The organism is Pseudomonas sp. B8(2017), from assembly GCF_002113575.1.
Classification (GTDB): domain Bacteria; phylum Pseudomonadota; class Gammaproteobacteria; order Pseudomonadales; family Pseudomonadaceae; genus Aquipseudomonas; species Aquipseudomonas putida_Z.
Genome location: NZ_NEIO01000002.1, coordinates 364833 through 385457 on the forward strand (window position 1 = coordinate 364833; position 20625 = coordinate 385457).

A 20625-nucleotide genomic window follows, 5' to 3' on the forward strand; every position below is an offset into this window, starting at 1 on the left:
GCGGCAGCGGGGCCTTACACATCTGCCCGGCGAAACACCAATACCTTTGAAACGGTGGTTTGGCATACGGCATCGTCCTGATTGAGCGTGATGCTTTCAAGGACAGCGAAGCCCCGGTCAGGCTTAGACTTCGACGTGGCAAGCTCCCTTATGGTTGTGGTCACTCGCAGCAGGTCACCTGGTCGCACGGCCCTTGGCCAGGTGATTTCGCTGCCGGCCCCGATGAGCCCTCCGGCCACAGGAACACTCTCTACCAATAACCGCATCGTGACTGCGGAGGTATGCCAGCCGCTAGCAGCCAGCCCAGCAAAAAAGGTTTTTGGGGCAGCATCGGGGTCCGTATGGAATGGCTGGGGGTCGAACTCCGAGGCGAAGCTCAGGATCCGTTCCTGGGTCATTTCATACGAGCCGCTCATGAAGGACTCACCTACTTGCAAGTCCTCGAAAAAGAGCCTTTCAGGTGCAGAAGCCATGAGTTACCTCCGGGGTATGCAGGCAGCGACGGCAAAGCGAAACGCGCTGGAACTGGCGCCAGTTTAGCCCTTTCCTACCTGCCTCCAAAAGCCACGCTCACGCTAGCGCTGCTCCCGTACGAACTCGATGAAGGCCCGCAGCGCCGCAGGCACCTGGCGGCGGCTCGGGTAGTACAGATACAGCCCCGGGTAGTAGTGACACCAGTCCCCCAGCACCTGCTGCAGATGGCCACGCTCCAGGTGCTCCTTGGCCATGTCTTCGAACACATAGGCCAGGCCGAGCCCTTGCAAGGCAGGCGCCAGCATCAGGCTGACGTCACCCAATACCAAGGGCCCCTGGACATCGACCTCCAGTTGCACGCCCCCGCGCTCGAATTCCCATCGATAAAGTGCGCCACCTGGGAAGCGGTGCCCGATGCAAGGTAGCTGCTTCAAGTCTTGCGGGTGCTGTGGAACAGGATATCGATCGAAGAACGCGGGCGCCGCCACCACCACCGAACGAAGGTAAGGGCCGATGGGCAGCGAAACCATGTCCGCCTGGAGTCGCTCCCCCAGGCGCACGCCGGCGTCAAAGCCGGTGCCCACCATGTCCACCAGCGCATCGTCACTGACGATTTCCAGGCGTATATCCGGATACGCCAGCAGAAAGCGATTGGCCAGTGGCAGTAGCGCGAGCTCAACTGCGGCGCGCCCGGCGGTGATACGCAGGTTGCCTGACGGTTTGTCACGGAAGTTGTTGAGGTCCTCCAGCGCGTCGGCGATGTCCCGAAAGGCCGGTTGCAGCCTCTGGTAAAGACGCTCCCCGGCCTCGGTAAGCGCCACACTGCGCGTGGTGCGGTTGAACAGGCGAACATCAAGACGGGTTTCCAGGGCCCGCAGCGCATGGCTGAGGGCCGAGGGCGTAAGGCCCAGCTCGACCGCCGCGCGGCTGAAGTTCAGGTGGCGGGCAATGCACAGGAACAGGGACAGGTCGGCGGTGCTGGTTGGCTTCATTGCTGAAAGCTACTCAAAGGCCTATGTAATATTCATGGGATTATCACAGCAATCCGCAGATTTTAAAGTTCGCTCAACTCATCGAGAAGGCCCGCATGGTGCAGGGTCGGATACAGGAGGAGTTGACATGCGTACCTGGCTCATTACTGGCGCTTCCCGCGGTTTCGGCACCCTGATCGCCCAACAGGCCTTGGCAGCGGGTGACGCCGTCATCGCAACGGCGCGTAACCCGGAAGACATCGAGGCTCGCCTTGGCCGGCACCCGAACCTGTTGGCCGTGCGCCTGGATGTGACCCGCGAAGAGGACGCCCATGCGGCGGTCGCTGCTGGCATCAAGCATTTCGGGCAAATCGACGTGCTGGTCAACAATGCCGGTTTTGGCGTGCTCGGCGCGGTAGAAGAAACCAGCGCCAGCGAAACCGAACGGCTGTTCGCCACCAACGTTTTCGGGCTGCTCAACGTAACCCGCGCCGTACTGCCCCACATGCGTCGCCAACGCAGCGGCCACGTGATCAACATCTCGTCGCTCGGCGGCTACCAGGCCTACATGGGCTGGGGGGTGTACGGTTCGACCAAGTTCGCGGTCGAAGGCATCAGCGAAGCGATGCACCAGGAGCTGGCCCCCTTGGGGATCAAGGTGACCGTGGTCGAGCCGGGCTTCTTCCGTACCGACTTCCTGGATGACCAATCGCTGGTGAAGACGGCGCTGGAGCTGCCTGACTACGCAGCCACCGTCGGCGTCATGCGCCACTACGCCGAGGCGGCCAACCATGCCCAGCCCGGCAACCCTGCGAAGCTGGCCGAAGCCCTGCTGGCCCTGGCCAATGCGGCGAACCCGCCACTGCGCCTGGCGCTGGGCAGCGACGCCGTCGCGCGCATCGAGGCCAAGAACAGCGCGGTCGAGCAAGAACTGGCCCAGTGGCGGGACCTGTCGCTATCTACCGACTTTGCCGCGTAGCCGTCGCTGGCCTGCCAAACCTGAACCGGGTGCGCCGGTTCAGGTTGTCAGTGGCATTGAACAGCCGCCTCGACAATCAGCTGGACCAAGAGCGTAACCTGCACGCTCAAGGCAACGTTTGCAGGGTGAACCAGGCCAATGTCGCGATGAAACGTGTGGCCGCCAAGATCATAGGCGCGCACGGAGGCAGGCCAGGCGTCTCGGCTGACTGTTTGTGGCACCAACGCTACCCCCACACCCTTCCCGACCAGTTCGGTGATGGCATCCAGTTCGTCCAGTTCGCACACGTCTCTGGTATTGAAATGAAATTGTCGAAGGAAGCGGTCGACCTGGCGCCCACCAAATGACGAGCGATCGTAGCGAATGAAGGGTTGGGTCGAAAGCATTTCGCTCCACTCGGCATCCGCGAGCCCGGCTGGAACTATCAGCCTGTAAGGCTCGCTTGCCAACGTTGTCCAGTGAAGATCGCTTTGCAATTCGAACGGCGGCCTGATGATCACGGCGATGTCGATTTCCCGGGCATCTACCGCACTCAGCAGCTCCAGCGACAGGCCAGGGATGATCCGCGTGCGACATTCAGGCCGGGCGCCATGAAACTGCGCCAGTGCTTGTGGCAGCAGTGACCTCTGTACCGACGCGATAGCGCCGACCTCTACCTGCACGGTAGGCGCCACACCCTGAGCACTGGAACCCAGGCTGTTGTAGAGCCTGACGAGCTCCTGGGCCTGCTCCAGAATCTGCTGCCCGCGCCTGTTCAGCTGGGCGTTGCGGCCTTTGCGTTCAAAGATTTCATACCCCAGTTCGGCCTCCAGCCTCTGCATCTGCGCGCTTACGGCCGCCTGGGTCAGGTTCACCTTGAGCCCGGCTGCAGCGAACGTGCCCTCCCGGGCCACGGCAATCAGGGTCTTGAGCTCGCGGATCATTCACAATTTTCCTTTGTGTTTTTAAGAAAAATATATTGATTTTTTTATTATTTGGCCACTCCTAGAATCGGCAAAAACGAGAAACAAGCCCCCCCCCCAATGACGACCTGTTGCTTCACAGGTCGTTACCCATAGCCCTCAAGGAGTTTCTGATGAGCCTGTCCCCCTTCCATCTCGCCATTCCGGTTTACGATATTCCCGCGGCTCGCAAGTTCTACGGCGAGGTGTTCAACCTTGAAGAAGGACGTTCCGCAGCCCAATGGGTCGACTTCAACTTCTATGGCCATCAACTGGTCATCCACGAACATCCCAAGATGCCCTACCAGGAACATGCGCTGAGCAACCCGGTAGACGGCCACAATGTGCCAGCCCCTCACTTTGGCGTGATTTTGCAGTGGGACGAGTGGGAAGCGCTTGCCAAGCGCCTGACCGACCTGGGTACCGAATTCGTCATCGAGCCCTACGTCCGCTTCAAAGGCCAGGTGGGCGAGCAAGCCACCATGTTCCTCTTCGACCCGTGTGGTAACGCGCTGGAGTTCAAAGCCTTCAAGGACATGGGGCAGATCTTCGCCAAATAGCGTTGTTTGCCCGCGTGCCCCCGGGCGTGAGCCCTTCGCTCACGCCTTCAATTACTGCCAACAGCGCAGCACACCTTAAATCAATAAAAATAGGCTGGCGTCATGAAAAAAGTCCCACTGGTCTGGCAGATCGTTATCGGCTTGTTGCTCGGCATCGGCGTTGGCTGGTTCTTGAATACACACCCGGAACATCAACAATGGGTCAGCAGTGAAGTGCTCAAACCCCTGGGTGACATCTTCATCAAGATGATGAAGATGATTGTCGTGCCCATCGTCTTCTGCTGCATGGTGCTCGGCATTGCAGGGGGTGGCGACAACAAGTCGTTTGGCCGTATGGGGGTCAAGTCCCTCGGCTACTTTTTCGCAATCACCACCTTGGCCATCATTGTCGGGCTCGTGCTGGCCAATCTTCTGGAGCCTGGTTCAGGTACGGTGATCGCCGGCATGGCGGGAGGCGATGCGAGCATTAAATCGGAACCTGCCAAAGGCGCTTTGCTGATCCTGCAGAACATTGTGCCGGACAACCTCTTCCAGTCGCTGTCCGAAGGCAAGCTGCTTTCCATCCTGTTCTTCGCGGTACTGTTCGGCATGGCCCTGAACGCCTTGCCGCGCGAAAAGAGTGCGCCAGTCGTGGCAACACTGCAGGGCACCGCCGACGCAATGTTCAAGCTGGTGAACTATGTCATGGCATACGCGCCCATTGGGGTGTTCGGCATGATCGGTTCCACCGTGGCAACCTTCGGCTTCGCCTCCCTGCTGCCATTGATGAAGTTGATCGGGGTCGTTTACCTGGCACTGATCCTCTTCGCACTGATCGTACTTGGCGGCATCTGCCTGTTGATCGGCGAGAACCTGTCGAAGCTTGTCCGCTATTTCAAGGATGAGCTGATCCTGGCGTGCTCGAGTGCGGCATCCGCGGCGGTAATGCCACAGCTGATGGAGAAGCTTGAACACTATGGTGTTCCCAGGCGTATCGTCAGCTTCGTAGTACCGGTCGGGTATGCGTTCAACCTGGATGGGGCGTCGATTTTCCTGGGAGTCGCGACGATCTTCATCGCCCAGCTTTACGGTATAGACCTCACACTGTCCCAGCAAATACTGCTGGTCGTGACCATGGTGCTCACCTCCAAGGGCGCAGCCGGTGTTCCAGGCTTCGCAATCATCATCCTCTCGGCCACGCTGGCATCTGCCGGGCTTCCCCTCGATGCTGTGGCGCTGGTGGCAGGCATCTTCCGAGTGATCGAAAGCGGGACTACCACGCTGAACGTGCTCGGCAATGCAATAGCGCCACTGGTGATTGCCCGCTGGGAGGGGGTTCAGTTGAAACCATCCCGGCGTGAGGCGGCGAGTAAAGGTTGACGGGCCAATTGCCCAGCCCTTCGAGCTGCGCTGTCGCGCAGGGAACAGTATTCGAGAGCGGGTCACATCCCCTGTGGGAGCGGGCGTGCCCGCGAACACCGGCGCAGCCGGTGCCATGCACCGCGGTGGCCGTTTCGCGGGCTCGCCCGCTCCCACAGTAACGGTGTATGCCTTCAGGGCTTACAAACAGCCAACATGCTTGCAGCGTCGCTGCACTCGAACTTGCCGGGTGCTTCGACCGCGATGTGCCTGACCACCAGGTCGTCGACCAACATGGCATAGCGTTGCGAACGCCGGCCCATGCCGCGTGCCGAGAGGTCCTGGATCAGGCCCAGCGCCTCGCTGAACTCACCGTTGCCATCGCCAATCATCCTGACCGCCTCGCCCACCTGCAGGCTCGCGCCCCAGGCATTCATGACGAATGCATCATTGACCGAAACACAGAGAATTTCGGCAACCCCGGCAGCGAACAGATCTTGTGCCGCAGCCACGTAGCCCGGAACATGCCGCTCCGAACAGGTTGGCGTGAAGGCACCAGGCAAGCCGAAGATCACCACTTTTTTCTGCTTGCAGCGCTCGTGCAGGGAAAACGCGTTCGGGCCGATCGCACAGCCGCCCTCGCCGTTGCTGTACTGGTAAAGCGTTACGTCGGGCAGTGTATCGCCAGTCTTGATCATCGCTGTCTCCCTGGGGCGGTAATTGGCCGGGCATGATGCAGCAATCCACCAGGGTTCGTACATGGTGCACCGCTTTGACAATGATCAAAGCAACAGATCCAGTTGCTCGAGGCACCGCCGCTCATCAATTGCGGTAACGCCCTTCAATGTACTCGCGTCCAGTAGCGGTGTATTGAACAGCGCCAGCCGAATCACCCCGTTGCGATCCAGAAACGTCTGTGCCAGGCACTGGCAGACCGGATTTGCCACCTGTGCGACGATAGGCGCGTTTTGCGGAACAGCGGCCTGAGCCTGGAAATTGGCCTCGCACGCATTGACGATGTTCTCCACGGTACGCCCGGCCAGCCATAGCGTGCCTGCGCCAAACCCTGCCATCAACGCCAACATGGCCAACAGAATGTTCGACTCCCTGGCCACCGCCCGGATGCGCTTGAGCCTTGCCTGCCAGCCGATGGCGCCACCGGTGAAAATGGTATTGCCAACCATGCGCTTGACGCTGCGCTGCACGGCCCATCCGACTGCTGCGCTCAATGCAAACAAAGCCAGCAGCACTGCCGGGGTACGCATTGGCAGCCGCCATACCGGGCTCAGCGCCTGGTAAACAGAGGCCACCAGCACCAACGTGGCGATCGCTGCGATCCAGCCAAAACTGCCCCGGGGGCGTTTTAACCAGGCCCTGAGCTTTGCCCTTGCTTGTGTATCCATGACACCTCCCGCATCGCCGTCAATGCACGGGGGCTGGCGCTACGGCTCCCACGTATCGATTACACGGGGATGAACCGCCAGCACACTGCATGGCGGCTTGCTGACGATACGTTCGGTGGTATCGCCCAGCAGCTTGTCCAGCCCCTTGGGCTGAACGACGCCCATCACCACGACATCGATATCCAAGGCAAGCACTTGCTCGCGAATCACCTGCACCGGCGGCCCCTCCTTGAAGTGCCGGCGCTCCTGGGGAACGCCTTGGCTATCGGCCAGCGTGTCGAAGCTCGCCTGCAAGGCATCGCGCATTTCATCGATCCACGTCTGGGTGAGGTTGATATCGGCGGCGAAAACCCCGGCCAGGTTGTATGCCGATAACAGGTCCAGCCGAGCGTCGCACTGCAGTGCCAACGCTCGTGCTGACTGGATGAGCGCCCGATTGAACGCAGCCTGGGCGTCGGGGGTTTCGCTCAAGGCGGTATCCACGGCTACCAGTATGCGTTTCGGCAATGCCGTGGCGGCCTTGGGCACAAAGTGCGTCAGCCCCTTGGTCGCGCGCATCAGCATACAGTCCAGCGGTGTGCCGAACACGCGCGCCAGTACCGGTGTGGCCTCGCTGTCCTTGATGACCATATCGGGCTGGAGCTCGGTGATGTAGTCGATGGCCTCGCTACGCAGGTCGTCGGCGTACACACTGTCGTGCGTCAGCGGGACACCACCGGACCGGTGCCGCTCGATCAGCCCCGCAAGCCGCTCCCGAAATTCCTCGTACTGGCGCTGTTCATCGGCCTCATTCAAGCGCTCTTCGCGCAGCAGATGTTCCTCGACGGGCTCGAACAACCCGAGCACATGCACGGCGGCGCCGCTTGCATGCGCCAGGGCCAGGGCCCTGCGCAAAGCGGCCGAATGCGGGTCAACGTCGGTGAGCAGCACCAGCAGTTGTCGATAATGGCCCATGGAAAACCTCCGGCCGGATGTGGCGATGATCAATAGCCTCTGGCTACGGATAGCCAAGGCCCCTGCCGTTCAACGCTCGGGCGAAACAATCAGCACACTGTTGCCCAACCGGTGCAGTACCCGCTCGGTGGTGCTGCCAATGAACCAGCCGACGCCATGGTGATGATGGCTTCCCATCACAACCACATCGATGGCGTTGGCTTCCATGAACAGTGCCAGGACCTTGGCCGGGTCCCCTACCCGCATGTGACGTTGTTCGGCGGCGATCCCGTTGCGCTCCGCCAATGCCTGGAAAGCGTCGCTCTGGGCCTCGTGCAGGGTCTGGGCCAGGTTTGAATCGAACAGGAACGAATGTTCCCGATTGCCGCCAGCATCCAGGTACATGGAGCCCAGATCGTAGGCATACAGCACGTCCAGGCTTGCGTTGCATTGCAGCGCAAGTTTCAGCGCTTCGCTGATGATCCGGTCGTTGAACCCCGCATACTGATCGTCCGGCCGGGACAGGTCCACGGCTGCGAGAATCCTGCGCGGCAGGGCGTGCTCGGCCTTGTGCACCAGGTGCAGTGGAACATGTGCTTCGCGCAACAACTGGATATCGAGCGAGGTGAACATCGCGCGCATCCACCATGGTTCGTGCTCGAACGCCTTGACCAGCATGGCGAACGGCTGCTCGCGCAGATGCACCAGGATTTCATCCAGCGGATGCTGGGCCCATACCACCTCGGTGGTCACTGTCACGCCGTTGCGCCGCATCGACAGCGCCTGGGATTCCAGCCATTGGCGGTGCTGTTGCACATACCCGTCGCGCATGGTGGCCAGTGCCTGGTCATTGACCAGGCCCGCCGTGGCCAGCCCTTCCAGGTAATCGAATGCCACGATGTGCAGCGCCATTCCCTTGGCCTTGGCCAGCGCTGCGGCACGGTCATAGACCGGGGTGCGACGCATCAATGGTGACGCGATGAGCAGTAGTCTTTGCGGGTTGGACATGGCACACCTCTGCGGCCTGGATGTGTCACTCGATCATGTGCCAGCGGCGCCCTGCCATATTGATGTCTATCAATAGTCCAGCCGGTTTTCTCAGGCAGCCCGACCATCAGCTAGCACGGCGAACCTGAAGCCACTGGAACAACCCCATGCCACCCAGCATCGCAGCGACGAACAGCCAGGCCTGCCAGTACCCTGCAGGCAGCAGCACCAAAGCCGGCCCCGGGCAGATGCCCGCAAGCCCCCAGCCAATGCCGAATACCAGGCTGCCACCGATAAGACGTCGGTCCACATCACGTCGGCCGGGCAATTGCATCGCCCCACCCAGCAGTGCCATTGAATGACCGCGCGCCCAGCGCATCGGCAACCATGCCGCGGCAATCGCCCCGATCATCACCAACGCCAGCGAAGGGTCCCATTGCCCGGCAATGTCGAGGAAACCGAGCACCTTGGCGGGGTCGGCCATGCCTGCCAGCAGCAACCCCACGCCGAACAGCAGCCCGGCGATAAAACCACTGAACACTGGCATGTCAGGCCCCTTGTACGAGGTGGCGGACCACATACACCGTGGCAAAACCGGTGGCCATGAAGCACGGCGTTGCCACTGCCGAACGGGGTGACAGGCGCGACAGGCCACAGACGCCGTGGCCGCTGGTGCAACCGCTGCCGTAGCGGGTGCCGAGCCCTACCAGCAGGCCCGCTGCGATGAGTGTCCACGATGCGGTGGTGAAGCGCGGCGACGGCAGCGTGGCAAATATCCCCCACAGCAGCGGTGCTGCCAGCAACCCCAGAAGAAAGGCCAGTTTTTCCCTGCGCCCTTCCCCGCCTCGCTGCAGCATCGAACCAAGCAAACCGCTTATTCCCGCAATACGGCCGTTCACCACAGCGAACAGGCCAGCCCCCAGCCCGATCAACACACCACCGGCCAGCGCGGACCATGGCGTAAAGGCCAGCGAATCGATTGTCATCGTATTTCTCCCTGGGACAGGAACATGACTGGATTAAAGTTTCAGTGCTCGCAGCGCAAGCGATGACGTGGTCGAAGCACGCCATCGATCTCGGCCACTACCTGCCGCGTTGCATCCTCGATGGCCCCTTCATTACGGCACAGTACCCAGCCGTGTTCCACAACCGCACGTTCGAACGCCTCGGTACAGGCAACCTGCTCGTCCAGGCTATGGATCACCGTACTGCCCAACCCGCGCGTTCGTGCCGCGGCCCTTGTCCATGAAGTATCAGGGGCCGTGACAACGCCGACATGCAAATCGGGCACTTGCACATTTCGCTCGAGGTTCAGGCGCAGGATCTCGTCGAACGCCACGCTACGGCGAAATGCGGCATCAGACGGGTACCAGCGATCGATCAGGATGATGCTGTCTACTGGCTGCCTGGGCAGCACGTGCCGGGAAATCCACGCACGGCTTTCGGCGAAGCGCTCGCAAACCCTCAATTCCAGGTCCCGGGAGGGGTTTCTGACCAGTTGATTGACGAGGGCCATGGTTTCCCCCCGGTAGGGGTCGCTTTTTTTCTCGCAAAGCCGGATCACTTTCTTGTTGTCAGCCCTCAGGGCCTTGGTAACCGCCTCCAGAAGCGTGGTCTTGCCGGTGCCCTTGGGCCCATCGATGGAAACAAACAGCGGGCGGGTCATTTCTGATTACCAGTCGAATCTGAAAATGCAGCGCAGGCCTGGGTGCCAGCGCGGTCCTTGTGGGAGCGGGCATGCCCGCGAAGCAGGCGACGCGGTGGATGGCACCGGCCAAGCCGGTGTTCGCGGGTAACCCCACACACAGGGTCCCTGCCAAAGCAACAAGTCATGTGCAGCCCCATGAGAGGGGGCATGAAGTTGGCCGGAATCAACCCAGCTGGGCCTGAAGAAACAGCGAAAACAGCTCCGACTGCGATTTGATACCCAGCTTGCTGTACATATGCTTGCGGTGCACTTTCACTGTCTCCACGGAGATTTCAAGCTTGCGCGCGATCTCTTTGCTGGAACACCCGCTGAGCATCAGCCGGCCCACCTCCAGCTCACGCCCGGTCAGCGGCGACTCCATCTGCTCGACCCTGTCCTCCATGCGGCTTTGCCAGTGCGGCGCGGGCTTGGTGGCCTCTTCCAGCAACTCCCGCTCGAAGGTCATCCGCTGGCGCATCAGCGCAGTGACCCACGGCCGCAACAGTCCCAGCAGGGTGACCTGCTCGATGCTGAACCGGCGCTTGCTACCCAACGACAGGCACAGCGTGCGCTGCGCATCCAGCTGCACGTTGAACTGAATTTCATCGGCAACCACGTTAAGCCGGAAATAGCGCTGGTAGTAGTCCGTCTGCTCGAAACACTCAGGGGCCACATCCGCCAGGCGCACCAGGCCGGACGCCGCAGCCTCTCGGCTGGCCACGTAAAACGGGTCCAGCAGGTACAGGCCGTTCAGGTAGTCCTGGAACAGCGGGTCAGGGTTGCCGTCTGCACTGGGGCATTCGGCGAACACCTGCGGGCGCCCTGCGGAAAACAGCAGCGCAACCCAGCTGTCGCAGGCAACGTACTCGTTCAGCAACCGCACCAGGGCTGTCCAGAAGTGGTCCTTGTCGAGGGTTTCGATCAATTGGCCTACCGATCGGTGCCAGGCGATGTCGTGCAGCGTAAAATTCATCCTCTACCCCTGTTGGGTTACCACGTGGGCGTAATACCCCCCGCCATGATGACCACCCCATAATCCGGGCTAGCTTACGCTGAGCGAACCTGTACCGGGATCGTTTTTTACACCCCATGCCGCCAGGGCATGGCGGTCGAAGCCGTTAGTCGAGGATTGGAAATGAAGGTAGAGCTTGTCCAACTGGCCGGTCGCGATGGCGATACCGCATACAACCTGCAGCGCACCATCGAGGCGATCGGCAACTGCGGCGCCGATACCGATCTGCTGGTCTTTCCGGAAACACAGCTGATGGGCTTCCCAACCGAAGAAAACATCGGCCGCATCGCCGAGCCACTGGATGGCCCGAGCATCACGGCAGTCCAACAGGCCGCACAAGCGCAGAATGTTGCCGTGGTCGTCGGGATGGCCGAAGCCGCAGGCGACGGCCGTTTCTACAACACCACCGTGCTGGTCACGCCTGAAGGCGTAGCGCTCACCTACCGCAAGACCCACCTTTGGGCATCTGACTGCGGGGTTTTCACCCCAGGCGACCGTTTTGCGACAGCCCTGTTCAAAGGCATCCGTGTCGGCCTGCTGATCTGCTTTGACATCGAATTCCCTGAAACCGCCCGCGCCCTGGGGCAGCTGGGCGCAGAACTGATCATCGTCACCAACGGCAACATGGACCCGTACGGGCCCACCCACAGAACCGCCATCACCGCACGCGCCATGGAAAACCAGGCCTTCGCGGTCATGGTCAACCGCGTAGGCGACGGTGATGGCGGCCTGGTTTTCGCTGGCGGCAGTGCCGTCGTCGACCCGTACGGCCAGTTGCTGTGCGAAGCCGGCCGTGGCGAGTGCCGCATGACCGTCGAGCTGGCCATGGAGCAACTGCAGCAGTCACGGCGCGACTACACCTACATCGCCCAGCGCCGCATCCAGCTGCCGGGGGAACAGGTCGAGCACGCCAACGGCCTTCGCGAACTGATCATCCCCTCCTGAATATTCCACCCTTCCAGGCTCTCTTACTGGAATGCAAGGCCGCCAGGGACGGCAGCGTGTTCGACTCTGAATAACAATCACAAGCTGGAGCAAGCAGTAATGGCCACACTCAAGCGAACGCTTTCGCTGGGCTCGGTGGTGCTTTTCGGCATCGCCTACATGACCCCCATCATCGTCCTGGGCACATTCGGTATCCTGGCCGAGACCACGGGAGGGAGGGTACCCGCAGCCTACCTCGCTGCCGCCATCGCCATGCTCTTTACCGCCTTGAGCTACGGCCACATGGCGCGCGCCTTTCCGGTCGCCGGGTCCGCCTATACCTACGTGCGCAAATCGATCAGCCCGCAGCTGGGCTTCATCACCGGGTGGGCGGTGTTGCTCGACTACCTGTTCCTGCCCATGGCGATCTGGCTCATTGGCGCGGCCTATCTGCACTCGGCGTTCCCGGGCGTGCCGCAAGCCATTTGGGTGCTGGCATTCATCGGCATCACCACGACGATCAATGTGATCGGCCTGCGGCTGGCCAAGACCGTCAATGGCCTGTTGATGTTCATCCAGCTGCTGGTGCTGGCCGCGTTCGTTGCACTCGCGGTGCATTATGTCTGGGGCGACCCCACGGTGCCGCTGTGGACCCTCGAGCCGTTCTACAAGGAAGGCACCCAGTTGCCGCTGATCATGAGCGGTGCGGCGATTGCCTGCTATTCATTCCTGGGCTTCGACGCGGTCAGCACCCTGACTGAAGAAACCAAGGAACCACGCAAGAACATCCCGAAAGCCATCCTGCTGATCACCCTGATCGGCGGCGGGTTGTTCATCGCCTGCAGCTACTTCGTTCAGCTCGCTCACCCGTCCACCGACTTTGCCAACGCCGACGCGGCGGCTTATGAAATTGCCCAGAACATCGGTGGCGACATCTTCGTCAGCATTTTCCTGCTGGGGCTGATCGTCGGCCAGTTCACTTCGGGCCTGTCGGCGCAAGCCAGCGCCTCCCGGCTGCTGTATGCAATGGGGCGTGACGGCGTGCTGCCCAGGTCATTCTTCGGCAAGCTGAGCGAGCGCTTCAGCACGCCGGTGCCCAGCATCATCCTGTGCGGGGTGGTCGCCCTGCTCGCCTTGCGCATGGACGTGACGACCTCTACCTCGTTCATCAACTTCGGTGCCTTTCTCGCCTTCAGCCTGGTCAACCTGGCGGTGATCTTCCACTACTGGGTTGCCATGCAGCAGCGCGGTGCCAACGCGCTGCTGATGTACCTCGCATTCCCCCTGGTGGGCTTTGCCTCCACCTTGTGGCTGATGGCGAGTCTCGATCACCTGGCGATCTACCTGGGGGCAGGCTGGCTCTGCCTCGGGGTGCTCTACCTGACCGTGATTACCCGTGGTTTCAAGCGCAAGCCACCGGAGATGCATTTCGAGGAAGCCTGAGCGGCCCTCTAGACCACTCGCCTGGCATCCCTGCGCACCGCCTGCGGCGGCACCCCAAACCCGCGGATGAACACCTCGCGCAGGTGCCGGCGGTCTCTGAAGCCGGTCTCCCTGGCCACCACGTCCAGGCTGTGCCGGCTTTGCTCGATCATCAGGCGGGCAGCCTCCAGGCGCAGGTTCTCCACGGCCTTGGCCGGGGACTGCCCGGTTTCGGCAGTGAACACCCGGGTGAACTGCCTGGGGCTCAGGTGCACCACACCGGCCAGCTCTTCGACACTGAGCGGGCGGCTCAGGTGCTGGCGGGCGTATTCCAGGGCGCTCTGGACGCGGTCCGACTTCGGCGCCAGGGCGAGCAGTTCGGAATGTTGCGACTGCCCGCCCGAGCGCCGCTGATGCATCACCAGCTTGTGCGCCACCGACCTGGCCAGCTCTGCCCCCAGGTCTTTCTCCACCATGGCCAGCGCCATGTCCAGCGCTGCGGTCATTCCCGCCGATGTCCAGACCGGCCCATCGATGATGAAGATCCGGTCATCGTCGACCTCGACCTTGGGGTGCAGGGTGCGCAGTGCCTTGGCATAGGCCCAGTGGGTGGTGGCCCGGCGATTGTCCAGCACGCCGGCCTGCGCCAGCACGAAGGTGCCAGTACACAACCCGGCGGTCCTGCGCGCACTGGCAACAAAGCCTTGCACACACGCCAGCACCTCATCGGCGGGGGGCGTCTCGGGGGTCAAGGTACCGCTGACCATCCAGGTGTCAGCCAGGCCTGGTGCAGCCATCGGCAGGGTTTCGATGGGCATGCCCAGCGATGAGCGGACCATGCCGCCATCTACCGAGAAGTTCTGCACCCGGTAAAACGCCTCCCCGGCGACGAGGTTGGCGACCTCGAACACCGTCTGCGTGGCCAGGCCCATGATTTGAAAACCTTCGGTGATCAGATAGCCGATGCGATGCATGACCGGGCTCCGTCTGGTAGCGTCCTGAAACACTACCATATACGTCATTTGAGCCAGTGAAAATCTACCGCATCATGGCCCCAGTCCCCCAACCACTGGAGCTTGAATCATGACTCACTCGCACAAAGGCACCGCCCTCATTACCGGCGCCTCCTCGGGTATCGGCGCGGTATACGCCGAGCGCCTGGCCCGCCTCGGCTATGACCTCGTGCTGGTCGCACGCAACCGTGACCGCCTCAATGCGCTGGCCAGCCGCATCAGCCAGGAAACCCGGCAAAGTGTCGAAGTCTTCCCGGCAGACCTGGCAAGCCCCGATGAACTCGCCCGGGTCGAGCGCAAGTTGCGTGAAGACGCGAGCATCACCCTGCTGGTGAACAATGCCGGTATCGGCACCCATACCCCCCTGCTGGAAAGCGATGTCGAACGCATGGCCGAGATGATCAGCCTCAACGTCACCGCCCTCACCCGCCTTACCTATGCCGTGACGCCAGGCTTCGTTGCCCGCCAGCAAGGTGCAGTGATCAATATCTCGTCGGTCGTCAGCCTGGTCCCGGAGCTGCTCAATGGCGTTTATGGCGCCAGCAAGGCGTACGTCACCGCCTTCACCCAGTCGCTGTACAAGGAACTTTCGCCACACGGCATCCAGGTCCAGGCCGTGCTGCCGGGCGCCACGGCCACCGACTTCTGGGCGATTGGCGGCTTGCCGGTGGAGAACCTCGACCCAGGTATCGTGATGTCGGTTGACGACCTGGTCGAAGGCGCCCTGCAGGACTTCGAAAACAAGGTACTGATCTCCATCCCTGCCCTGCATGACCTGCAGCGCTACACAACCTACGAGAGCAACCGTCAGGCCCTGTTCGGTGAGCTTTCCAGTAACCGGCTGGCACCGCGCTACAGCGCCAGCTGAAACTGGTTGCCTGGTCGAAGGCCCGCGCGAGGGATACATTTGTGCTCCTCTTCGCGGGCGGGCGGTTCAAGCTGGCCGGCCGTGACGCGCCAGCGCCCCTTCCAGCGCCTCGAGAAACACTTTCACCCGTGCCGGTACGTAGCGACGGGTCGGCATCACCGCCCAGACGGCCAACTGCTCCATCTGTGCGTCCTGCAGCGTGATCTCCACCAGCAGGCCGTCACGGATGTGCTGGAACACGTCCCAATGAGCCAGCATGGCGATGCCTAATCCTTGAACAGCGGCCGACCTGACAGCCTCCACGCTGCTGGTACTCACCCGCGCCTGCATGCGTCGATGCTGCGGGCCCCCGTCGACCACGAACGGCCAGCGTGGCACAGCCTGCAGCATGATGCAGGCATGTTGCTCCAGGTCCGCCAGCGTGCGCGGCTGGCCGTGCTGCTGCAGGTAAGCGGGCGCTGCGCACAGCACCCTCGGGTTGGGGGCAATCTTGCGCGCCACCAGTTCCGAGTCGGCCAGGGGCGCTACGCGCAAGGCCAGGTCAAGGCCCTGCCCGACCAGGTCCACCAGTTTGTCCGACACATCCAGGTCGATGCGCAGGTCCGGGTACCGAGCGAGCAGTTGCGGCAGCAGCCCAACCACGATGCCCTGGCCGAAAACACTGGGCGCTGTAATACGCAACAGCCCTTTGACGGTGCTTGATGACGGCCGCAACTCGCCAAGCGCGCTGTCCTCGGCTTCCGTCATGGTCCTGGCATACGGCAGCAGCGCTTCACCCTCAGCCGTCAGGGCCACGGCACGGGTGGTTCGATGGAACAGGCGCACGCCAAGTTCTTCCTCCAGCGCCGCAAGCCTGCGTGATACCTGCATGGGCGACACATCGAGCTGGCGGCCTGCCGCTGACAGGGTGCCGGCGGCGACGACAGCGAGGAAAACCCGCAGGTCGGCAACGAGCATGATCATATCCTTTGGCGTTATACCGGCTTCTCTGCGGCCTACCTTGGTCAGGCGTACATCCAACAGTAGCCTCAGTACATAGGCGCCATAGTGTGCGCGCCCTGATCCTAGAGAAATCCGATGACAGCTTTCAAAACACGCACTTTAACGCAAATAGATATTGCTGGGCTGGCATTGCCCAATCGCCTGGCGGTAGCGCCCATGACCCGCGTCAGCGCGAGCGAAACCGGTGATGCCACGGCAGCCATGGCCCACTACTACGAACGTTTCGCAAAGGGCGGCTTTGGCCTGGTCATCACTGAAGGCCTGTATACCGACCAGCAGTACTCGCAGGGCTACCGGTACCAGCCCGGCATGACGGATGAGCAGCAGGCAAGTACCTGGCGACCAGTCGTCGAACGGATACACGCCCACCAGGGCGCGGTGTTTGCGCAACTGATGCATGCGGGCGCGTTGAGCCAAGGCAACCGTTTCAAGCGCGAAACCACGGCGCCTTCGGCGGTTCGGCCCAAAGGCGAGCAGATGCCGTTCTACCATGGGGATGGGCGCTATGCAGAGCCCAAAGCCATGACCGATGAAGACATTGCCGATGCCATCACCGGTTTCGCCAATGCCGCAAAACGGGCCATGCAGGTCGCCGGTTTCGATGGTATCGAGATTCACGGTGCCAACGGTTACCTGCTCGACCAGTTCCTTACCGACTACAGCAACCAACGGAGCGATCGCTGGGGTGGCAGCACCGAGCGGCGCGTGCAACTGACGCTCGAGGTGGTCAGGGCCGTTCGCGCCAACGTGGGTGATGTGCCGCTTGGCGTGCGTATTTCCCAAGGCAAGGTCAACGACTTCGGGCACAAGTGGGCGGGTGGCGAGCGGGACGCGGAAGCCATCTTTGGCTCGCTGCGTGATGTGGGCGTCGACTTCATCCATGTCACCGAGCACGAAGCCTGGCAACCTGCATTTTCCAGCAGTGCTGCCAGCCTGGTAAAGCTGGCACGGCGTTATGCGCCTGGGGCCCTGCTGATTGCCAATGGTGGCTTGCAGGATGTGCAGCGTGCCGACAGTGTTCTGGATGAGGGTGCCGATATCGTTGCACTCGGCAAGGCAGCGCTGGCAAATCCGGACTACCCGCGGCGCCTGGCGAGCCAACAGGCGCTTGCGCCGTTCGACCCAGCCATTCTCGGCCCGATTGCCAATATCAAGGACACCGAACTCGCCCTTTGAGCGATGCTGTCAAGGATTCTGAGGCAGGTCGCTGTCCCTGTAGGAGCGGCCTTGTGTCGCGATGGGCTGCATGGCAGCCCCGGCGATTGTGGCGTTGACGCTGAAATCTGGGGGCCGCTTTGCGGCCCATCGCGACACAAGGCCGCTCCTACACAGGTTCGGCGCCAGCCTTCAGGTGGCGCCGTACCTGTCAGGCCTTACACCGCCAGCGCGCGCTCACGCAGCTCGCTGTTGAGGATGCGGTCGTTCTCGCTGTAATCGACCGGGCAGTCGATCACGTGCACGCCCGGGGTCTTGATGCAGTGCTCGAGCAGCGGCAGCAGGCCTTCGGCGCTTTCCACGCGGTGGCCGTTGGCACCGTAGGCTTCGGCGTACTTGACGAAGTCCGGGTTGCCGTAGTCCAGGCCGAAATCGGTGAAGCCCATGTTGGCCTGCTTCCAGCGGATCATGCCGTAGCCGTCGTCACGCAGGATCACCACGGTGATGTGCATGCCCAGGCGTACCGCAGTTTCCAGCTCCTGGCTGTTCATCATGAAGCCGCCGTCGCCGCAAACCGAAATCACCGGGCGGTCCGGGTGCACCAGGTGCGCGGCCATGGCCGATGGCAGGCCGGCGCCCATGGTCGCCAGGGCGTTGTCCAGCAGTACGGTGTTCGGCTTGTGCGCCTTGTAGTTGCGGGCGAACCAGATCTTGTAGATGCCGTTGTCCAGGGCAACGATGCCTTCGGACGGCAGCACGCGACGGATGTCGGCGACCATGCGCTGCGGGTAGACCGGGAAGCGGTTGTCGTCGGCACCTTCGGCGATCTGTGCTTCGTTGGCTTCACGGATGGCCATCAGGCGGGTGAAGTCCCAGTGCGATGTGTCGTTCAGCGCTTCGCTGATCTGCCATACGGCGTTGGCGATGTCGCCGATCACTTCCACCTGCGGGAAGTACACGGCATCGACTTCGGCGGAGCGGAAGTTGATGTGGATGACCTCGGTGCCGCCACGGACCATGAAGAACGGTGGCTTCTCGATCACGTCGTGGCCGATGTTGACGATCAGGTCGGCAGCTTCGACGGCGCGGTGCACGAAGTCACCCGACGACAGCGCGGCGTTGCCCAGGAAGCGCGGGTGACGCTCGTCGACCACACCTTTGCCCATCTGGGTGGTGATGAACGGGATGCCGGTCTTGTCGATCAGCTGCTTGAGGACCTTGGCGGTCATCTTGCGGTTGGCGCCGGCGCCGATCACCAGGATCGGGTTGCGGGCGTTCAGCAGCTTTTGCACGGCAGCGTCGATCGCCACGTGCTCGGCCAGCGGACGGCGGTGCAGGCTTGGCGGGATCGGCAGTGCGTCGGTCTGCTCGGCGGCGATGTCTTCCGGCAGCTCCAGGTGCACGGCCCCCGGCTTTTCTTCTTCAGCCAGGCGGAAGGCTTCGCGCATGCGCGAAGGGATGTTGTCGGCGGAGGCGAACTGGTGGGTGTACTTGGTGATGGGGTCCATCATGCCGCACACGTCGATGATCTGGAAACGGCCCTGCTTGGACTTCTTGATCGGCTTCTGGCCGGTGATCATCATCATCGGCATGCCGCCCAGGTAGGCGTAGGCGCTGGCGGTGACCAGGTTGGTGGCGCCAGGGCCGAGGGTCGACAGGCTGACGCCGGTCTTGCCAGTCAGGCGACCATAGGTGGCAGCCATGAAACCTGCGGACTGCTCGTGACGGGTAAGTACCAGCTTGATCTTCGACTTGCGCAGGGATTCGAGCAGGTCGAGGTTTTCCTCACCAGGAATGCCGAATACATACTCGACACCTTCGTTTTCCAGGCATTGCACAACGACATCGGCGGCCTTGGCCATTTGGGGTACTACCTCAAAATCTTTGTGGGATTGCAGATTTATTAAGCTGCGTGACTGAGATGTTGCAGGATGTCTCAGTGGCGCGCATCGTAGGCCCTCTGGTTAATAATAATAAATATATTGTTATGATGCTTGGCATCACAGTTTGTTATGAACGGTAAACCCCCTCAATGAACCTCAAGGCATTGCGCTGCTGCGTCGAGATCGTGCGCCAAGGCAGCTTCACCAAAGCCGCGCAGCACCTGCATATTGCCCAGCCGGCACTGAGCATGGCTGTTACCCGCCTGGAAGAAGAACTGGGCGTCACCCTGTTCAACCGCACCACGCGCAAAGTCATCCTCACAGCCGAGGGCGAACGCTTCCTGCCACGTATCGAATCGGCCCTGCGCGAAATGGATGTGGCCCGGCAAGAACTGCGCGACATGGCCGACCTGAAGCGCGGCGAGGTGCGCCTGGGTATCCCGCCGATGTTCGGCCTGCATTATGTGCCCGGCTTGATGAACGCCTTCCGCCAGCTGTACCCGGGCATTGCCATGACCGTGTTCGAAGGCAGTGCCGAGGACATTGGCCATCGCCTGGAACAACGGGAAATCGACCTGGCGCTGCTGGAGTCCAGGCGCGTGCCGCCCGACAAGGAATCGATCCTGCTGGGCAGCGACGAGATGCTGGCGTGCATGCACCCTGACCATCCCTATGCCGGCAAGGCCTTCCTCACGGCCGAGGACCTGCGCAATACCGACATGGTGGTATTCGACCGCACCTTCGTGCAGCGCCACCTGCTGGATGCGTTCTTCGCCGAACATGGCATCACGTACCAGGTAGCACTGCAGAGCAACTTCGTATCGCTGGTGGTACAGGCCGCGCTGGACAACATGGGCGTGGCGACCCTGCTGCGCTCGGTGCAACAACGCACGCCGGGCATTGTCGGCGTACCGTTCCAGCCAGCGCAGCAGATGAGCTTCCGCTTGTGCTGGCGCTCGGGGGAATACCTGTCGCTGGCCAGCAAGCGCTTCATCGATTTTGCCGCGCAGACCCATTACCTGGAGCGTTGATACCAGCCTGTTCCGGCCTCTTCGCGGCTAAGGCCGCTTCCA

Annotated in this window: 22 protein-coding genes; 8 read left to right on the plus strand and 14 right to left on the minus strand. The window is 61.8% G+C overall.

What is annotated here, in order from left to right; genetic code table 11:
• Positions 1-14: 14 nt before the first annotated feature.
• Complete coding sequence (locus tag CAG22_RS05100; RefSeq protein ID WP_085704757.1) at positions 15-473, minus strand: MaoC family dehydratase; 459 nt, start codon at positions 471-473, stop codon at positions 15-17.
• Between the two features lie 102 nt (positions 474-575).
• On the minus strand, positions 576-1466 hold the full coding sequence (locus CAG22_RS05105; RefSeq protein WP_075045265.1) for a LysR family transcriptional regulator: 891 nt from the start codon (positions 1464-1466) through the stop codon (positions 576-578).
• A gap of 127 nt (positions 1467-1593) precedes the next feature.
• Between CAG22_RS05105 and CAG22_RS05110 the strand changes: the two genes are divergently transcribed.
• A complete protein-coding gene (locus CAG22_RS05110) occupies positions 1594-2424 on the plus strand; it encodes an oxidoreductase (RefSeq protein WP_085704760.1) in 831 nt (276 codons plus the stop codon).
• 47 nt (positions 2425-2471) lie between these two features.
• Here the strand turns inward: CAG22_RS05110 and CAG22_RS05115 are convergent, their stop codons facing one another.
• Positions 2472-3347 carry a LysR substrate-binding domain-containing protein gene (locus tag CAG22_RS05115; protein WP_025339199.1) on the minus strand — a complete coding sequence of 292 codons (876 nt, stop codon included), beginning with the start codon at positions 3345-3347 and terminating at the stop codon, positions 2472-2474.
• A gap of 152 nt (positions 3348-3499) precedes the next feature.
• On the opposite strand from CAG22_RS05115, the gene CAG22_RS05120 reads away from it, so the two are divergent.
• Both CAG22_RS05120 and CAG22_RS05125 read left to right on the plus strand, forming a co-directional pair.
• Entirely contained in the window at positions 3500-3925 is a 426-nt protein-coding gene (locus CAG22_RS05120) for a VOC family protein (protein WP_025339200.1), read from the plus strand.
• A gap of 102 nt (positions 3926-4027) precedes the next feature.
• Positions 4028-5284 carry a cation:dicarboxylate symporter family transporter gene (locus tag CAG22_RS05125; RefSeq protein WP_085589836.1) on the plus strand — a complete coding sequence of 419 codons (1257 nt, stop codon included), beginning with the start codon at positions 4028-4030 and terminating at the stop codon, positions 5282-5284.
• 173 nt (positions 5285-5457) lie between these two features.
• Here CAG22_RS05125 and CAG22_RS05130 read toward each other — a convergent pair whose 3' ends face one another.
• The 8 genes from CAG22_RS05130 to CAG22_RS05165 form a co-directional block, all read right to left on the minus strand.
• On the minus strand, positions 5458-5961 hold the full coding sequence (locus CAG22_RS05130; protein ID WP_085589838.1) for a peroxiredoxin: 504 nt from the start codon (positions 5959-5961) through the stop codon (positions 5458-5460).
• An 84-nt stretch (positions 5962-6045) separates the two neighbouring features.
• Positions 6046-6666 carry a hypothetical protein gene (locus CAG22_RS05135; RefSeq protein ID WP_085589840.1) on the minus strand — a complete coding sequence of 207 codons (621 nt, stop codon included), beginning with the start codon at positions 6664-6666 and terminating at the stop codon, positions 6046-6048.
• Positions 6667-6705: 39 nt separating this feature from the next.
• On the minus strand, positions 6706-7620 hold the full coding sequence (locus CAG22_RS05140; protein ID WP_085589842.1) for a universal stress protein: 915 nt from the start codon (positions 7618-7620) through the stop codon (positions 6706-6708).
• A gap of 69 nt (positions 7621-7689) precedes the next feature.
• Positions 7690-8607, minus strand: a complete 918-nt coding sequence (locus CAG22_RS05145) for a universal stress protein (RefSeq protein ID WP_085589844.1) — start codon at positions 8605-8607, stop codon at positions 7690-7692.
• Positions 8608-8713: 106 nt separating this feature from the next.
• Entirely contained in the window at positions 8714-9133 is a 420-nt protein-coding gene (locus tag CAG22_RS05150; protein ID WP_085589846.1) for a DUF6691 family protein, read from the minus strand.
• Between the two features lies 1 nt (position 9134).
• Entirely contained in the window at positions 9135-9572 is a 438-nt protein-coding gene (locus CAG22_RS05155) for a YeeE/YedE family protein (RefSeq protein ID WP_085704762.1), read from the minus strand.
• A gap of 41 nt (positions 9573-9613) precedes the next feature.
• Positions 9614-10252, minus strand: coding sequence for a dTMP kinase (locus CAG22_RS05160; protein WP_085704764.1), 639 nt, complete (start codon positions 10250-10252; stop codon positions 9614-9616).
• A 205-nt stretch (positions 10253-10457) separates the two neighbouring features.
• Positions 10458-11246 (minus strand): LuxR C-terminal-related transcriptional regulator, encoded by a 789-nt coding sequence (locus CAG22_RS05165; RefSeq protein ID WP_085704766.1) that lies wholly within the window; start codon positions 11244-11246, stop codon positions 10458-10460.
• A gap of 162 nt (positions 11247-11408) precedes the next feature.
• Here CAG22_RS05165 and CAG22_RS05170 point away from each other — a divergent pair, with 162 nt between their 5' ends.
• Complete coding sequence (locus CAG22_RS05170; RefSeq protein ID WP_085704768.1) at positions 11409-12230, plus strand: carbon-nitrogen hydrolase family protein; 822 nt, start codon at positions 11409-11411, stop codon at positions 12228-12230.
• Between the two features lie 99 nt (positions 12231-12329).
• Complete coding sequence (locus tag CAG22_RS05175; RefSeq protein WP_085589854.1) at positions 12330-13652, plus strand: APC family permease; 1323 nt, start codon at positions 12330-12332, stop codon at positions 13650-13652.
• Positions 13653-13660: 8 nt separating this feature from the next.
• Here CAG22_RS05175 and CAG22_RS05180 read toward each other — a convergent pair whose 3' ends face one another.
• A complete protein-coding gene (locus tag CAG22_RS05180) occupies positions 13661-14605 on the minus strand; it encodes a GlxA family transcriptional regulator (protein ID WP_085692658.1) in 945 nt (314 codons plus the stop codon).
• 109 nt (positions 14606-14714) lie between these two features.
• Here CAG22_RS05180 and CAG22_RS05185 point away from each other — a divergent pair, with 109 nt between their 5' ends.
• Positions 14715-15512: an SDR family oxidoreductase gene (locus CAG22_RS05185; RefSeq protein WP_025339211.1), complete on the plus strand. Its 798-nt coding sequence runs from the start codon at positions 14715-14717 to the stop codon at positions 15510-15512.
• Between the two features lie 66 nt (positions 15513-15578).
• Here CAG22_RS05185 and CAG22_RS05190 read toward each other — a convergent pair whose 3' ends face one another.
• On the minus strand, positions 15579-16469 hold the full coding sequence (locus CAG22_RS05190; RefSeq protein WP_085692660.1) for a LysR family transcriptional regulator: 891 nt from the start codon (positions 16467-16469) through the stop codon (positions 15579-15581).
• 120 nt (positions 16470-16589) lie between these two features.
• Between CAG22_RS05190 and CAG22_RS05195 the strand changes: the two genes are divergently transcribed.
• Positions 16590-17690 (plus strand): NADH:flavin oxidoreductase, encoded by a 1101-nt coding sequence (locus CAG22_RS05195; protein ID WP_085704770.1) that lies wholly within the window; start codon positions 16590-16592, stop codon positions 17688-17690.
• Between the two features lie 197 nt (positions 17691-17887).
• On the opposite strand, the gene CAG22_RS05200 is transcribed toward CAG22_RS05195, so the two are convergent.
• Positions 17888-19531, minus strand: a complete 1644-nt coding sequence (locus CAG22_RS05200; RefSeq protein ID WP_013972567.1) for an acetolactate synthase large subunit — start codon at positions 19529-19531, stop codon at positions 17888-17890.
• A 170-nt stretch (positions 19532-19701) separates the two neighbouring features.
• On the opposite strand from CAG22_RS05200, the gene CAG22_RS05205 reads away from it, so the two are divergent.
• Positions 19702-20583, plus strand: a complete 882-nt coding sequence (locus tag CAG22_RS05205; protein WP_025339213.1) for a LysR family transcriptional regulator — start codon at positions 19702-19704, stop codon at positions 20581-20583.
• Positions 20584-20625: the final 42 nt, after the last annotated feature.